Consider the following 14,578-nt stretch of genomic DNA (forward strand, 5'->3'; position numbering starts at 1 on the left):
ACCGTCGCCTCACCCGAGCAGCTGCGGGCGGTCGGGCAGCTCGTTGCCACGGGCCTGGCCGGGCTCGGCCGGAAAGTGCGTGGCCAGCAGCGCCGAGATCGTTGCGATGGCCGCCAGCACCGCGGCCTCCAGGTCGCCCTCGCGCCGGCGGCGGCCGAACTCCTCGCAGACCTGGCGCCACTGCGCCGGGGCGATGCGCCCATGCAGGCCGCGGTCGGCCACGATCTCGACCGCATGGTCGGCCAGCAGCAGGTAGAGCAGCACGCCGTTGTTGTCGCGGGTGTCCCAGGTGCGCAGCACGGCGAAGGCGTGTTCGGCGCGTTCGCGCGGCGACACCCCACGCCACAGCGCGGCCAGCGGCAGGTCGGATTCGACCGCGAACATCACTTGCCCGGCATGCGCGCGCTCGCCGGCGGCGATGGCACCGGCGATGCGGTCCAGGCTCGCGGCAGGGAACCGCGCATGCGCGGAAGGCGAAAAAAGATGGCGCAGCCAACGCATCACCAGCTCCCCGAGGCGCCGCCGCCCCCCGAACGCCCGCCACCGCCGGACCAGCCCCCGCCGCCGCCGAAGCCGCCACCGCCGAACCCACCGCTGCCAAAGCCGCCGCCGCGGGCGAAGCCGCCGGGCGACATCCCGCCCAGGGACATGAACAAGGCCACTGCCGCGGCCACCCCGCCACCGGCCAGCGACAGCAGCAGCCAGCCGGCGGCGCCACCGAGCAGCGCCGCCAGTGCGCCGCGCATCGGCCGCGAGCGCCGCGCGAACAGCAGCCGCACCAGCACCGCGGCGAAGCCACCGATGAACAGCGCGATGCCGAACGTGGCATTGCCGCCGTCCGGCTCGCGGTTGCTGGCCACCGGCGCCGGCAGCGGCTCGCCGTCGATCAGCCGCACCAGCACCGCGGTGGCCTCGGCGATGCCGCCGGCGTAGTCGTCGTTGCGGAAGCGCGGCACCAGGTATTCCTGGATCACCCGGTTGGCGATGGCGTCGGGAATCGCGCCTTCCAGGCCATAGCCGGGCTCGATGCGCACGCGGCGGTCGTCCCTGGCCACCACCAGCAGCACGCCGTCGTCCACGCCCTTGCGGCCGATGCCCCACTGCTCGAACACGCGCGTGGTGTACTGGGCGATATCCTCCGGCCGGGTGCTGGGCACGATCAGGATCTGCAGCTGGCTGCCCTTGCGCTGCTGCAGGGCCAGCGCCTGCTGCACCAGCGCCTGGCGCTGGGCCGCATCGAGGGTGCCGGTAGTGTCCACCACCGGCGAGTCCAGCGGCGGGATCGGCGCCAGCTGCTGCGCCACGGCCGTGCCCAGCGCGGCCGGGCCGAGCAGGAATGCCAGCAGCAACAGGCGCAGCAGGCGGCTCATCGGCTTACTGCGCCGGCGCGGGTGCCGGCGGCGGCGTCTGCGGCTGCGGTGCCGGGCGGTTGCCGAAATCCACCGTCGGCGGCTGTGCGATCTGCGCCTCGTTCTCCACGCTGAAGTTCGGCTTGGCCGCGTAGCCGAACAGCTTGGCGGTGATCACCTGCGGGAACGAGCGGATATAGGTGTTGTAGTCCTGCACCAGCTGGATGTAGCGCCCGCGCGCGACGGTGATGCGGTTCTCGGTGCCTTCCAGCTGTGCCTGCAGGTCGCGGAAGTTCTGGTCGGACTTCAGCGTCGGGTAGTTCTCGCTGACCACCAGCAGCCGCGACAGCGCGCTGCCCAGTTCGCCCTGCGCCTGCTGGAACTGCTGCAGCGAGGCGGCATCGTCGGCGTTGACCTGGATCTGCCCCACCTTGGCACGCGCATTGGTCACCTCGGTCAGCACCTGGCGCTCCTGCTGGGCGTAGCCCTGCACGGTATTGACCAGGTTGGGGATCAGGTCGGCGCGGCGCTTGTACTGGTTGAGCACCTCGGACCAGCCGGCCTTGACCGCCTCGTCCTTCTGCTGGATGGCGTTGTAACCGCAGCCGGAAATCGAGCCCGCCACGATGGCGAGCAACACGAGGCGGAGGAACTGGCGCATGGGCGGGTCCTGGGGTGGCTGGAATCCCAAGCATGCCACCACCGCCGTGCAACGTGTGCATACGACAGGGGCCGGCGCGTGCCGGCCCCGTCAGCAGCGCGCGACCGGCATCGGGCCGGCGGCGGGCAGGGGCTCACCAGTTGTCCGAGCCCGGGATGTGGTGCTGCTTGGCGTTGCGGCGCATCAGCAGGTTCAGCCACTCCACCATCACCGAGAAGCCCATCGCGGCATAGATGTAGGGCTTGGGCACGTGCACTTCCAGGCCATCGAGCACCAGCACCGCGCCGACCAGCAGGATGAAGGCCAGCGCCAGCAGCTTGACGGTCGGGTTGGCGTCGATGAAGCGGCCCAGCGGGTTGGCCGCCAGCAGCATCACCGCCACCGACAGCAGCACCGCGCAGACCATCACCGGGACGTGGTCGGCGATGCCGACGGCGGTGATCACCGAATCCAGCGAGAACACGATGTCGATGATCGCGATCTGCGCGATCACCGTGCCGAACGCGGCCGATGCCTTGGTCGTCGTGGGGTCCTGGTCCTCGCCGCCGCTGACCAGTTCGCGCACTTCCTTGATGCCCTTGTAGAGCAGGAACAGGCCGCCGACGATCAGCACCAGGTCGCGGATCGAGATGCCCATGCCGGCCACGGTGAACAGGTTGCTCTCCATGTGCGCCAGGTAGGCCAGCGAGACCAGCAGCATGATGCGGGTGATGCAGGCCACGGCGATGCCGACCCGGCGTGCCAGCGGGCGCCGGTGCTCGGGCAGGCGGCCCACGGCGATGGAGATGAACACCAGGTTGTCGATGCCGAGCACGATTTCCAGTGCGCTGAGCATGAACAGGGTGACCCATACGTTCGGGTCGGCAAGAAACTCAAAAGACATGCAGGCAATCCTTCAACGAAGACAAAGCGCGCCATCGCGCGGCGGGTGGTTCAGAAAATCCGGGGCACCAGGATCAGCCCCCAGCACAGCAGGACATTCATCATCATCATGAATACCGCTGCCGAGCCCATGTCCTTGGCCCGCCCTGCCAGCACGTGGAACTCCGGGCCGTAACGCTCGATCACCGCCTCGATGGCCGAATTGGCCAGTTCCATGGCGAGCACCATCAGCATCGAGCCGACCAGCAGCACGCGCTCGACCGGGGTCTGCCCCAGCCATAGCGCCAGCGGGGCCAGCAGCACGAACAGGTAGACCTCCAGCCGGAACGAGGATTCGTGCTTCCAGGCCGCGGTCAGTCCCTGCCAGGACCAGACCGCGGCCTTGAGCACGCGCATCGGGCCGCGCGGCAGGTTGCCGATCTCGTCAGCCATGCGCGCGACCCTCGGTCGAGCCGGCACGGGCGGCCGGAACAGAGCGGGAGCGGGAAATATCCATGCAGGCGGCCGTGGCGATGAACAGCGCGGGATTTTGCCACAGGCGCCCTGCCGGCGCCCTGTCGCCTGCTCGCACACCCTCGCCCGCGGCCGGCCGCAGCGCCACCGGGCATGCGCGCTGCGGGCACGCGGGCCGCCCCGGCAGACGCAGCCGGCGGCGCCGGGATCAGGGCGAAGCGACGTCGTCCACGCCCCGGTCGGGCTGCCCGGCATCGCGCGCGAAACGCACCGTCACCGTGGTCCCGTGCCCGGGTTCGCTTTCCAGCTCGATGCGCCAACCGAAGCGCTCGCACAGGCGATGCACGATCGGCATGCCCAGGCCGTGGCCCTGGCGCCGCTCCGGCTCGACCCGGAAGAACGGCTCGAAGATCCGCGCCAGCGCCTCGGGCGACATGCCGATGCCGGTGTCGCGCACCACCACCCGGTCGGCCTCCACGTACGCATCGACGCGGCCGCTGTCGGTGTAGTTGCAGGCGTTGCGCAGCAGGTTGCCGACCACCACGTGCAGGACCTGCGGCGGCACCCGCAGCGGGCTGGCGGCGGCGACATGGACTTCCAGCTCCACCGGCCGCCCGGCCAGGCTGCCGCGGGCGTTGGCCGCCTCGTAGCGGACCACGTCGGCCACCTCGACCCACTCGGCCTGCGGCTCGATGTTGGCCTCGCGCGCCAGGATCAGCAGCGCGTCGATCAGCGCTTCCATGTCGCGGCCGGCGCGCTGGATGCGCTGCAGGCTGCGCTGCAGCCCCGGGCTCAGCTCCTGCGCGCCCAGCGCCATGTCGCTGGCCATGCGGATCACGGTCAGCGGGGTGCGCAGCTCGTGGCTGGCATCGCGGGTGAAATTGCGCTCGCGGGCGACGTGGTCGCCGATGCGCCCGGCCATGGTGTGCAGGGCGCCGGCCAGTTGCCGTACCTCGCCCTGCACGTCGGCCGGCAACCGCTCCGGCGCCAGTTCGCTCGCATCCGGGTACAGCGGGTCCCATTGCGACACCCGCCGCGCCAGCCAGGTCACCGGCGACACCACCCGGTGCGAGACGTGGTAGGTCAACCACGACGCGCCATAGACCGCCAGCAGTACCAGCAGCACCGGCACCACCCCGAACCAGAACGCCAGGTGCTGGGCCTGCGAGCGCAGGAACACCAGGTACAGCCGCCCGGCGGGCTTTTGGTCCACCAGCACCAGTTCGTCGGCATCGCCGACCTCGTGGAAGCCCGGTGCCAGCCCGCGCAGCGCGGGCGGCAGGCTCAGCGGCGACTGCCCCGCCTCGAGCAGGTAGCCGCGGACATTGCTGGTATTGGGCGGCGGCTGCACCGGCGAGGCCTGGTACAGCTCCCAGTAGTGCGCGGCCTCCTGCTTGAGCAGCGCGTTGACCAGCCCGAACTTGACCACCAGCAGCACCAGGTAGCCGCCCAGCAGCACCGCAAGGCCGGCCAGCAGCGCCTGCAGCATGAATGCGGTCCTGATCTTGCGCGGCAACCCGTGCAGCATTGCGGTCCCGTGGATGGTCCAGAGCGGTTAGGAGAAGTGCACCCCGGGGCGGGCCGCGGCACGGCCCTCCCGGTCGCGACGGAGTACGCTCCCCCGCATGGCTCAGCCCATCGGCTGGGCGATATCGGCAATGCGGTAACCCGCGCTCTGCACGGTGTGCAGCAGCGGCCGGTCGAACGGCTTGTCGATGATCTTGCGCAGGTTGTACAGGTGGCTGCGCAGGGTATCGGAGTCCGGCAGGCCGTTGCCCCAGATTTCGCGCTCGATTTCCTGCCGGGTCACCACCCGCGGCGATTCGCGCATCAGGATGGTCAGCAGGCGCAGGCCGATCGGCGACAACTGCAGCTCGGTGCCGGCGCGGGTGGCGCGCATGCTGACCGGATCCAGCACCAGGTCGGCCACCTTGAGCACTTCGGCGCCCACCTGGCGGCGTTCGCGGCGGATCAGCGCGCGCAGGCGCGCTTCCAGCTCCTGGATGGCGAAGGGCTTGGTCAGGTAGTCGTCGGCGCCGAACCCCAGCCCGGTGAGCTTGTCGTCGAGCGTGTCGCGCGCGGTCAGCATCAGCACCGGCGTGGACTTGCGCGCCTCGTTGCGCAGGCGGCGGCATACCTCGATGCCGTCCAGGCGCGGCAGCATCAGGTCCAGCACCACCACGTCGTAGCTGTTTTCCGCCGCCAGCCGGTAGCCGTCCAGGCCATCGCAGGCATAGTCCACCTCGAATCCCTTGCTTTCCAGGTATTCGCCGATCATCTCGGAAATGTTGCGGTTGTCCTCGATGACGAGCACCAGTCCGGACGATTCCTTGGTCTGTCGCATGGAGCCTCCTCGTTCTTCAGCTTTGTGAAATATGCCGTACCCCGAGTGGATCCCATGTGAAGAAAGTCCGCGACGGCAGGGCCGGTCCGGCCGGCCGTGCTGCACCTATGCTATGCGCGCCTTCCCACGGATCCGGACATGCCCGCCCCGCCCTTCACCGCCTATCTGTACCCGGTACTGCTGCTGGTTGCCAGCAACGTATTCATGACCATCGCCTGGTACGGCCACCTGAAGTACCGTTCGGCGCCGCTGCTGACGGTGATCCTGGTCAGTTGGGGCATCGCCTTCTTCGAGTACTGCCTGCAGGTGCCGGGCAACCGGCTGGGCGCGGCGGTCTATTCCGCCCCGCAGCTCAAGGGCATGCAGGAAGTGATCACCCTGGTGGTGTTCGCGGTGTTCTCCGCGGTCTACCTGGGGCAGCCGCTGAAATGGAACCACTGGGCGGCGTTCGCGCTGATCGTGGTCGCGGCGCTGCTGATGTTCAAGGAATGAGCCCGCGCGGCGGCGCCATGCCGCCGCACGGACGCCGCTGCCCCGGCGCTCAGTCCGCGGCCGGCGCCTTTTCGACCCAGGCGGCGAACACCTCGCCGATCTGGCGCGCGTCGACCGCGCGGCCCGCCTGCACGGCCTCGGCCTGGGTGAACAGCGGCACGATCATCGCCATGCCATCGACCGGGGTCTTCATGCGTACCCCCGGCGCCTGCGCCAGGAACCGGTCCCAGTACCCGCGCACCCGCGCCCAGTAGCCGGCGGTGGCGCTCCAGTAGTCGCGCGCCGGGCTGAAATCCACGTCGGTGCTGCGCACGTAGTCGTTGAAGCCGAACTCGCGCGCGATCTCATGCTGCCCGCCACCGGGGTCGCGGCGCACCTTGGTGTTGAACTGTTCGTGGGTCCAGCCATCGGGGGTCAGGGTGTGGCGGTTGACCATGGCCAGCGCGTTGTAGTCGCTGCGCCGGGTGTACTCGCGGCGCGGCAGCGGGCGCCAGCCCGGGTCGCTGGTCCAGCTGGGCACGCCGTTGTCGTAGCGCCAGCGGCCGGTGCCGCAATAGCGCGGCGCGTCGCTGACCTCGTAGACGCACTGGGTCCACGCGCCGCGGGTGAGGTCGGCGGGAAGCGGGCGCACCCGCCAGGTCTGGTCGGCGCTGAACTCGAAGCGCACCGGCGCTTCGTAGGTCCAGTCCTGGCGCCAGTGCTTGGTCACGTGGCCGCTGGCCGGATCCACCAGCAGGTGCTGCAGCACGATGCGGGTGGGAGTGTCCTCGACCACGACCACCAGTTCGTTGCCGCCGCTACGCATCGCCGGCGCGCGCGCATAGCCGGGCTGCAGCAGCACGGTTTCGTCGAAGGCGAAATCCACCGTGTATTCGCCCTGCATGCGCACGATGGTGTCGTGGTCGCGGACGGGGTCGGCGGGCGCGGCGGAGGCGCCGGCACTGGCGGCGCACACCAGCAGCAGGCTGGCGCAATGCGGTTTCATCATGGGTTCCTCGGGGGCGGTGGGAAGGCCGTCCATGGCCGGGTGACGCTCCATCGGGGGAGGCGGCCGGTGCCGCTCACCAGGCCAGCGACAGGCTGGCCGAGAGCGTGCGGCCGGGGTTGCTGTAGCGGTCGACCACGCTGCTGGAGGCGGCCAGGGTCCCGGCCAGGCCGGACCATTCGATGTAGCGGCGGTCGGCCAGGTTGAACACGCCGGCGTGGGCGGTGGCGCCCGGTGCGAAGCGCCAGTGCGCCATCAGGTCGAGCACGCCGTAGCCGGCCGGGCGGAACGCGTCGGCGCTGGCGACCCGGCCCTTGCGGCGGGCGAAGCTGCCGGCCAGCTGCATGCCCCAGTCGTCGCGGTCGTAGGCCAGCCCGAGGCTGCCGCGCAGCGGGTCCACCGTGTCCAGCGGCACGCCCTCGCTGAGGTTGCGCCCGCGCGACCAGGCCGCCGCGCCGCGCAGCGACCAGCCGGCCAGCCGTGCATCCAGCGCGCCGAGCTCCAGCCCCGCCTTCAGTTCGGCGCCATGGATGCGGGCGTCGGCGATGTTCTGCGACTGGAACACCATCAGCCCCTGTGCGTTGGTACCGACGTAGCGCTGCGATTCGATGAAGTCGCGGTAGTCGTTGCGGTAGCCGCCGAGGCTGGCCCACAGTGCCGGCCCCACGTAGCGCACGCCCAGTTCCAGGCCATTGCTGGTTTCCGGTTTCAGGTCCGGGTTGGGAATGGCGGTGTAGCCGAACATGACGTTGGTGAAACCCAGGTTGACGTCGTTGTAAGGCGGCGAGCGGAAGCCGCGCGCGTAGCCGGCGAACAGCGACCAGCGCGGATCCAGGCGCCAGACCATGCCCAGTTTCGGCGACACGCTGGTCTTGCGCAGCCAGGCCAGCGCCACGCCGGGGTTGTCGTCGCTGAAGATCGCGTCGGCCTGCGGTTCGAGCCGGTAGTGGTCCACGCGCACGCCGGGCACCAGCGACAGGCGGCCGTCGGCCAGCCGCACCTCGTCCTGCAGGTACAGGCCCAGCTCGGTGGTGCGGCTGACCGGGAAGTCGCGCACCGGGAACGCGTCGGGCAGGATCGTGCTGCTGGTGCCGCCATTGGCCAGCACCTGGTAGCCGTCGCGCTTCTGCCGGATCCGGGTCCAGGTGCCATCGAAGCCCCAGGTCAGCGCGTGCTCCGCCGCGCCGGTGGCCAGGCGCTTGTCGAACTGCGCCTGCGCGCCATGCACCCGCTGGTCGAAATCGAACACGCGGTGGCGGCGGCTGCGGTTGGCGCGGGCCTCGTCGGTGACCTGGGTGGTTTCGCTGTCCTGGCGGTACAGCTGCCAGCGCAGGCTGTCGGCGAAGGCCGCGTCCAGGGCGTCCATTTCATGGGCGAACGACACCCGCGCGCGGGTCTGCTTGTCGTGCGCCTTCATGCCGGTGGTGGTGGCATGGTCGATGGCCGACAGGACGTCGGTGTCGGTGATGTCCTCGTTGCCCTCCACGGTCAGCCGCAGGCGCTGGTCCGGGTCCGGCGCATAGACCAGCTTGGACAGTACGCTGCGCCCGTCGCGCTCCTGCGGGTTCGCCGCGGTGCGGGTGTTGTCGGCGCTGCGCACCCGGCCCTTGTTGCCGGTTTCCTGGCCCTGGCGGTGGTTGACGTTGACCATGCCGCTCCAGCGCGTGCCGCCGAAGGCGGTGGTCACCCCGCCCAGCAGACCCTGCCAGTCGCCGTCGTAGCCCAGCTTCAGGCCGACGTGGCTGTGCTTGCCGTCGCCCAGGTAATCGGCCGGGTCCTTGGTGACGAAGGCGACCACGCCGCCCAGCGCGTCGGAGCCATACAGCGAACTGGCCGGACCACGCACGATTTCCACCCGCTTGAGCGTTTCCAGGTCGGTGAAGTCGCGGTTGGCACTGGCGAAGCTGCCAATGGCGAAACTGCGCGGCATGGCGATGCCATCGGTCTGGATCAGCACGCGGTTGCCGTCCAGCCCGCGGATGCGGAAGCCGCCCAGGCCGAAGCGGGCCACGCTGCGGGTCACCGAGATGCCCGGTTCGTAGCGGACCAGGTCGTCGATGTCATGGACCAGCTGCCGGTCGAGCTGTTCGCGTTCGATCACGTCGACCGTGGCGGCGACGTCGCCGACCGCGCGCCCGGTGCGGGTGGCGGTGACCTGGACGCGGTCCATCTGGTGGGCATCGGCCGGCGCGGCGGGGTCGGCATGGGCGGGAAACAGCGTCGCCCACAGGGCGACGCTCAAGGCGGTGGGACGGATCATGGGTACCTGGAATCGAAAGGTTGGCCCGCGGCACAGCGGCCGGCCGCCGCAGCGGCCCGGCCGCGGCCGAGGGGGAGAGAAGATGCGATTCAGGCGGGCATGACGCGCGGACGCGCCGGCTGGCGGCGATTGCGGCCGGGAATTACTTGGTGAGGATCAGCTTGTCGTTGCTGGTATGGCGCAGGCGGTAAACGCGGTCGCCATGGCGGATCAGGATCTCGCGCTGGCCATTCAGCAGCGCGCCGCTGTCGATGGCGTCGTCGACGGGCAGCGGGCGCGGGGCGGGACGCTGCGGCAGGTGCAGGGTACGGGGACGGAGCAGGACAGGTTGGGCGAACATCGCGGCGGTTCCGTGGCGGGGACGGAATTGATGATAATGATTCTCATCCGCGACGCAAGAGGGTCGCGCACGCTTTTGCCACGCGCGCCCATCCCACCGCGCGTCCAGGCCGGCGGCAACGCCCCCGGCCCGTCGCCGCCATCAGTCGAACGCGGCTTCCAGCCTGCCCCACGCGTCCTCGTCGAGGCGCTCGAACACCTCCAGCGCGCGCAGGTTCTCCTCCAGCTGTGCGACCCGGCTGGCGCCCAGAATCACGCTGGAGACATCCCGGTTGCGCAGGCACCAGGCGATGGCCAGCTGCGCCGGCGATTCGCCCAGCTCCGCGGCCAGCGCGGTGAAGCGCCGCACCTTTTCCAGCCGCGCATCGGCCGGTTCGCCCAGCACCGCCGACTGCAGCCAGCCCAGCGACGGCTGCGCCAGCCGCGAGCCGGCCACGATGCCGTCGTTGTACTTGCCGGTCAGCAGGCCCGAGGCCAGCGGCGACCAGATGGTCGTGCCCAGCCCGGCGTCGGCGTACAGCGGCGCGTATTCCTGCTCCACCCGGGTGCGGTGCAGCAGGTTGTACTGCGGCTGCTCCATGCTCGGCGCGTGCAGGCCGTTGCCGCGGGCGAACGCCACCGCCTCGGCGATCTGCGCGGCCGACCACTCCGACGTCCCCCAGTACAGCACCTTGCCCTGGCGGATCAGCACGTCCATCGCCTGCACGGTCTCGGCGATCGGCGCCTCCGGGTCCGGGCGGTGGCAGTAATACAGGTCCAGGTAGTCCACCCGCAGGCGCTTGAGCGCGGCATGGCAGGCATCGTGCACGTGCTTGCGCGAGAGCCCGCGCTGCAGCGGGTTGGGTGCCTCGACCGCGCCGAAGAACACCTTGCTGGACACGCAGTAGCCGTCGCGCGGCAGGCGCAGGTCGGCGATCACGTCGCCCATCACCTGCTCGGCCCGGCCCTGCGCGTAGACCTCGGCGTTGTCGAAGAAGTTGACCCCGTTGTCCCAGGCCGCGGCGATCAGGTTGCGGGCCTCGCCGCGGGCGATCTGGCTGCCGAAGGTGACCCAGGCCCCGAAGGACAGGGCGGAAAGCTGCAGGCCGGACGACCCGAGGCGGCGGTATTGCATGGCTGGCTCCTGGAACACGGCGCGCGCCGGTGGCGCGGACAGCCGCCAGTGTAACCGCCGCCACCGGACCGATAGCGTCCGGGACCTTGCCGATGGCGGCCTGATCGCCGCCGTTGCCCCCGCCCGGCATCGGGATTGTTGCCCGCCACTGGCCGCTGCTCTAGGCTTGCCGCTTTTGCGGGCTCGCCCGGGGAATACTCATGGTCGAAGGTTTGGGCAGGATCGGCTTCGGCCTGTTCGGTCTGGCGGTGCTGATCGGCATCACCTGGCTGTTTTCCAACAACAAGAAGGCAGTGGACTGGAAGCTGGTCGCCACCGGCATCAGCCTGCAGATCGCCTTCGCCGCGCTGGTGCTGCTGGTGCCGGGCGGGCGCGACGTGTTCGACTGGCTGGGCCAGGGCTTCGTCAAGATCCTCAGCTTCGTCAACGAAGGCTCCGGCTTCATCTTCGGCAGCCTGATGGACGTGTCCAAGTACGGCTTCATCTTCGCCTTCCAGGTGCTGCCGACCATCATCTTCTTCTCGGCGCTGATGGGCGTGCTCTACCACGTCGGGGTGATGCAGGCGGTGGTCAAGGTCATGGCCTGGGCGATCACCAAGGTGATGCGGGTGTCCGGCGCGGAAACCACCAGCGTCTGCGCCAGCGTGTTCATCGGCCAGACCGAGGCGCCGCTGACCGTGCGCCCCTACATCCCGAAGATGACCCAGTCCGAGCTGATCACCATGATGATCGGCGGCATGGCGCACATCGCCGGCGGCGTGCTGGCCGCCTACGTGGGCATGCTCGGCGGCGGCGACCCGGTGGCGCAGGCCTTCTACGCCAAGCACCTGCTGGCGGCGTCGATCATGGCCGCACCGGCCACGCTGGTGATCGCCAAGCTGCTGGTGCCCGAGACCGGCACCCCGCTGACCCGCGGCACGGTGAAGATGGAAGTGGAGAAGACCTCGTCCAACATCATCGACGCCGCTGCCGCCGGCGCCGGCGACGGCCTCAAGCTGGCACTGAACATCGGCGCCATGCTGCTGGCCTTCATCGCCCTGATCGCGCTGCTCAACGCGCCGCTGACCTGGCTGGGCGAGGTCACCGGCCTGGCCCAGGCCATCGGCAAGCCGACCAACCTGGCGACCATCTTCGGCTACGTGCTGGCGCCGATCGCCTGGGTGATCGGCACGCCGTGGGCCGACGCCACCACCGTGGGCTCGCTGATCGGCCAGAAGGTGGTGATCAACGAGTTCGTCGCCTACCTGCAGCTGTCGGAGATCATCAAGGGCAATGTCGCCGGCGTCAGCCTGAGCGACGAAGGCCGCCTGATCGCCACCTACGCGCTGTGCGGCTTCGCCAACTTCAGCTCGATCGCCATCCAGATCGGCGGCATCGGCGGGCTGGCCCCGGACCGTCGCCACGACCTGGCCAAGTTCGGCCTGCGCGCGGTGCTCGGCGGCACCATCGCCACGCTGATGACGGCGACCATCGCCGGCGTGCTCAGCCACTTCGGCTGAGCCCACGCGCTCCCCCTTCGGCTCCCCCAAGCCACCTGAAGAGAAATTGATTCCATGAAGTCTGTTGTTGTTGCCGGTTCCTTCAATGTCGACCACGTCTGGCGCTGCGATGCCCTGCCCGCGCCGGGGGCGACCATTGCCGGGCGCTACAGCACCGGTCCTGGCGGCAAGGGCTTCAACCAGGCGGTGGCCGCGCGGCGCGCCGGCGCCGGAATCACCTTCGTCTGCGCGCTCGGCGATGACGCCGGCGGCGCGCTGGCGCGGCAGCTGGCCGCGGCCGACGGCATCGTGCTGGCTGCCGAGGCCAGCAGCGAGCCCACCGGCACCGCCGGCATCTACGTGGACAGCCGCGGCCGCAACTCCATCGTCATCGGCCCGGGCGCCAATGCCTCGCTGAGCACCGGGTTCATGGCCGCCAACGCGGCGCTGATCGGCGCCGCCGGGGTGCTGCTGGCACAGCTGGAGTCGCCGGTGGAGTCGATCGAGGCGGCCCTGGGCATCGCCCGCGAGGCCGGCGTGCTGACCGTGCTCAACGCCGCCCCGGCCAACGCGCCGTCGACCATCGGCCTGCTCAAGCTGGCCGACGTGCTGACCCCGAACGAAACCGAGTTCGCGGCCCTGCTCGGCCGCCATGTCGGCGAGCGAGTGGAGGCCGACGACGTGGCGGCGCTGGACGGCGCCAGCCTGCACGCGCTGTGCCGCAAGCTGTCGGGCAACACCGTGGTGGTCACCCTCGGCGCGGTCGGCGTGTTCGTCTCGCACGACGAGGAACGCCTGCGCGGCGACAGCCAGCCCTACTACCGCGTGGCCGCCGAGGCGGCGCAGGTGGTCGATACCACCGGCGCCGGCGACGCCTTCAACGGCGCCCTGGCGGCCTCGCTGGCGCAGGCGCCGGACGCGGCCTTCATCAAGCACGTGCGCTTCGCCAACCAGTACGCTGCCCGCTCCACCGAGAGCGAAGGTGCCGCCGCGGCGATGCCGCGGATGACCCCGGCCGACGCCGCCTGAGTCCCCGGGCCGCCGCTCCACTGGCCGCGGCCGCTCACGGCGGCGCGGCGATGGCGCGGCGCCGCCACCGGCAAACCGGATGATGGCTGAAGCCACGCCCGCGCACCGGGCCGGCGCCGGCATCGGCGCCGCGCCGGGCACTACAATGCGCCGCATGCAGATCGGCCCCTACACCATCGCGCCCAATGTGGTGCTCGCGCCCATGGCCGGCGTCACCGACAAACCGTTCCGGCAGCTGTGCAAGCGGCTCGGCGCGGGCCTGGCCGCCTCGGAGATGACCATCTCCGACCCGCGCTTCTGGAACACCCGCAAGTCCATCCACCGCATGGACCATGCCGGCGAGCCGGCGCCGATCAGCGTGCAGATCGCCGGCACCGAACCGCGGCAGCTGGCCGAGGCCGCGCGCTACAACGTCGACCACGGCGCGCAGATCATCGACATCAACATGGGCTGCCCGGCCAAGAAGGTGTGCAATGCGTGGGCCGGCTCGGCGCTGATGCGCGACGAAGCGCTGGTGGCGCGCATCCTGGAGGCGGTGGTGGGCGCGGTGGACGTACCGGTCACGCTGAAGATCCGCACCGGCTGGTGCGCGCAGGTGCGCAATGCCCCGGCCATCGCCCGCATCGCCCAGGACAGCGGCATCGCCGCGCTGGCAGTGCATGGCCGCACCCGCGACCAGCACTACACCGGCACCGCCGAATACGACACCATCGCCGCGATCAAGGCCATGCTGGACATCCCGGTGCTGGCCAACGGCGACGTCGACTCACCACGCAAGGCCGCGCAGGTACTGGCCCACACCGGTGCCGACGCGGTCATGGTCGGGCGCGCAGCGCAGGGCCGGCCGTGGATCTTCCGCGAGATCGCCCACTACCTGGCCACCGGCCAGGAGTTGCCGCCGCCGTCGCTGCAGGAAGTGCGCGACATCCTGCTCGGCCACCTCGCCGACCTGCACGCCTTCTACGGCGAACCGCAGGGCGTGCGCATCGCCCGCAAGCACCTGGGCTGGTACGCGAAGGACCGGCCCGAACACACCGATGAACAGCGCGCGGTCTTCCGCGCCGTGGTCAACGCCGCCGAAAGCGCCGACGCGCAGCTGCGGCTGACCCGCGACTACTTCGACGGGCTGATCGCAGCGCAGCCGCTGGCTGCGGCCTGAGAGCCGCCACGTCCTGCACCTGGTGGCGGCACT

General features: G+C 70.4%; 15 protein-coding genes. 4 read left to right on the forward strand and 11 right to left on the reverse strand.

All coding sequences use genetic code 11. The annotated features are described in order from the left end of the window. Positions 1-9: 9 nt before the first annotated feature. The 7 genes from QQA12_RS13235 to QQA12_RS13265 form a co-directional block, all read right to left on the reverse strand. Positions 10-501 carry a TPM domain-containing protein gene (locus QQA12_RS13235; RefSeq protein ID WP_226049552.1) on the reverse strand — a complete coding sequence of 164 codons (492 nt, stop codon included), beginning with the start codon at positions 499-501 and terminating at the stop codon, positions 10-12. Further along, the gene (locus QQA12_RS13240; RefSeq protein ID WP_082394142.1) at positions 501-1,370 is read right to left on the reverse strand and encodes a TPM domain-containing protein; all 870 of its coding nucleotides are present in this window, start codon (positions 1,368-1,370) and stop codon (positions 501-503) included. Before QQA12_RS13240 ends, QQA12_RS13235 begins: the two co-directional genes overlap by 1 nt. A 4-nt stretch (positions 1,371-1,374) precedes the next feature. Further along, positions 1,375-2,010, reverse strand: coding sequence for a LemA family protein (locus tag QQA12_RS13245; protein WP_182212716.1), 636 nt, complete (start codon positions 2,008-2,010; stop codon positions 1,375-1,377). Positions 2,011-2,143: 133 nt separating this feature from the next. Then, a complete protein-coding gene (locus QQA12_RS13250; protein WP_054667561.1) occupies positions 2,144-2,893 on the reverse strand; it encodes a TerC family protein in 750 nt (249 codons plus the stop codon). A gap of 50 nt (positions 2,894-2,943) precedes the next feature. Further along, on the reverse strand, positions 2,944-3,324 hold the full coding sequence (locus QQA12_RS13255) for a diacylglycerol kinase (protein ID WP_054667563.1): 381 nt from the start codon (positions 3,322-3,324) through the stop codon (positions 2,944-2,946). 229 nt (positions 3,325-3,553) lie between these two features. Beyond that, a complete protein-coding gene (locus QQA12_RS13260; RefSeq protein ID WP_182212714.1) occupies positions 3,554-4,873 on the reverse strand; it encodes a HAMP domain-containing sensor histidine kinase in 1,320 nt (439 codons plus the stop codon). A gap of 102 nt (positions 4,874-4,975) precedes the next feature. Next, on the reverse strand, positions 4,976-5,689 hold the full coding sequence (locus QQA12_RS13265; protein ID WP_054667567.1) for a response regulator transcription factor: 714 nt from the start codon (positions 5,687-5,689) through the stop codon (positions 4,976-4,978). A gap of 138 nt (positions 5,690-5,827) precedes the next feature. On the opposite strand from QQA12_RS13265, the gene QQA12_RS13270 reads away from it, so the two are divergent. Then, positions 5,828-6,181, forward strand: coding sequence for a DMT family protein (locus tag QQA12_RS13270; protein ID WP_054667569.1), 354 nt, complete (start codon positions 5,828-5,830; stop codon positions 6,179-6,181). Positions 6,182-6,230: 49 nt separating this feature from the next. Here the strand turns inward: QQA12_RS13270 and QQA12_RS13275 are convergent, their stop codons facing one another. From QQA12_RS13275 to QQA12_RS13290, 4 genes are all read right to left on the reverse strand, one after another. Further along, positions 6,231-7,166 (reverse strand): DUF6607 family protein, encoded by a 936-nt coding sequence (locus tag QQA12_RS13275; RefSeq protein WP_226049553.1) that lies wholly within the window; start codon positions 7,164-7,166, stop codon positions 6,231-6,233. Between the two features lie 76 nt (positions 7,167-7,242). Continuing rightward, complete coding sequence (locus tag QQA12_RS13280; protein ID WP_226049947.1) at positions 7,243-9,336, reverse strand: TonB-dependent hemoglobin/transferrin/lactoferrin family receptor; 2,094 nt, start codon at positions 9,334-9,336, stop codon at positions 7,243-7,245. 232 nt (positions 9,337-9,568) lie between these two features. Then, a complete protein-coding gene (locus tag QQA12_RS13285) occupies positions 9,569-9,766 on the reverse strand; it encodes a hemin uptake protein HemP (RefSeq protein ID WP_054667571.1) in 198 nt (65 codons plus the stop codon). Between the two features lie 141 nt (positions 9,767-9,907). After that, positions 9,908-10,879, reverse strand: a complete 972-nt coding sequence (locus QQA12_RS13290) for an aldo/keto reductase (RefSeq protein WP_226049554.1) — start codon at positions 10,877-10,879, stop codon at positions 9,908-9,910. A gap of 200 nt (positions 10,880-11,079) precedes the next feature. On the opposite strand from QQA12_RS13290, the gene QQA12_RS13295 reads away from it, so the two are divergent. From QQA12_RS13295 to dusB, 3 genes are all read left to right on the forward strand, one after another. Continuing rightward, positions 11,080-12,378, forward strand: coding sequence for a nucleoside transporter C-terminal domain-containing protein (locus QQA12_RS13295; protein WP_054667572.1), 1,299 nt, complete (start codon positions 11,080-11,082; stop codon positions 12,376-12,378). A 54-nt stretch (positions 12,379-12,432) separates the two neighbouring features. Further along, positions 12,433-13,386, forward strand: coding sequence for a ribokinase (locus tag QQA12_RS13300; RefSeq protein WP_054667573.1), 954 nt, complete (start codon positions 12,433-12,435; stop codon positions 13,384-13,386). 154 nt (positions 13,387-13,540) lie between these two features. Beyond that, positions 13,541-14,545, forward strand: a complete 1,005-nt coding sequence (gene dusB, locus QQA12_RS13305; RefSeq protein WP_226049948.1) for a tRNA dihydrouridine synthase DusB — start codon at positions 13,541-13,543, stop codon at positions 14,543-14,545. The last annotated feature ends 33 nt before the right edge of the window (positions 14,546-14,578 follow it).

Origin of the sequence: Stenotrophomonas sp. 17(2023), from assembly GCF_030345315.1 — a bacterium.
Lineage (GTDB): Bacteria > Pseudomonadota > Gammaproteobacteria > Xanthomonadales > Xanthomonadaceae > Stenotrophomonas > Stenotrophomonas acidaminiphila.

Bases quoted from the DNA above. Each gene is read 5' to 3' on its own strand.
- QQA12_RS13235 (WP_226049552.1), bottom strand. From the start codon at position 501: ATGCGTTGGCTGCGCCATCTTTTTTCGCCTTCCGCGCATGCGCGGTTC.
- QQA12_RS13240 (WP_082394142.1), bottom strand. From the start codon at position 1,370: ATGAGCCGCCTGCTGCGCCTGTTGCTGCTGGCATTCCTGCTCGGCCCG.
- QQA12_RS13245 (WP_182212716.1), bottom strand. From the start codon at position 2,010: ATGCGCCAGTTCCTCCGCCTCGTGTTGCTCGCCATCGTGGCGGGCTCG.
- QQA12_RS13250 (WP_054667561.1), bottom strand. From the start codon at position 2,893: ATGTCTTTTGAGTTTCTTGCCGACCCGAACGTATGGGTCACCCTGTTC.
- QQA12_RS13255 (WP_054667563.1), bottom strand. From the start codon at position 3,324: ATGGCTGACGAGATCGGCAACCTGCCGCGCGGCCCGATGCGCGTGCTC.
- QQA12_RS13260 (WP_182212714.1), bottom strand. From the start codon at position 4,873: ATGCTGCACGGGTTGCCGCGCAAGATCAGGACCGCATTCATGCTGCAG.
- QQA12_RS13265 (WP_054667567.1), bottom strand. From the start codon at position 5,689: ATGCGACAGACCAAGGAATCGTCCGGACTGGTGCTCGTCATCGAGGAC.
- QQA12_RS13270 (WP_054667569.1), top strand. From the start codon at position 5,828: ATGCCCGCCCCGCCCTTCACCGCCTATCTGTACCCGGTACTGCTGCTG.
- QQA12_RS13275 (WP_226049553.1), bottom strand. From the start codon at position 7,166: ATGAAACCGCATTGCGCCAGCCTGCTGCTGGTGTGCGCCGCCAGTGCC.
- QQA12_RS13280 (WP_226049947.1), bottom strand. From the start codon at position 9,336: ATGGACCGCGTCCAGGTCACCGCCACCCGCACCGGGCGCGCGGTCGGC.
- QQA12_RS13285 (WP_054667571.1), bottom strand. From the start codon at position 9,766: ATGTTCGCCCAACCTGTCCTGCTCCGTCCCCGTACCCTGCACCTGCCG.
- QQA12_RS13290 (WP_226049554.1), bottom strand. From the start codon at position 10,879: ATGCAATACCGCCGCCTCGGGTCGTCCGGCCTGCAGCTTTCCGCCCTG.
- QQA12_RS13295 (WP_054667572.1), top strand. From the start codon at position 11,080: ATGGTCGAAGGTTTGGGCAGGATCGGCTTCGGCCTGTTCGGTCTGGCG.
- QQA12_RS13300 (WP_054667573.1), top strand. From the start codon at position 12,433: ATGAAGTCTGTTGTTGTTGCCGGTTCCTTCAATGTCGACCACGTCTGG.
- dusB (WP_226049948.1), top strand. From the start codon at position 13,541: ATGCAGATCGGCCCCTACACCATCGCGCCCAATGTGGTGCTCGCGCCC.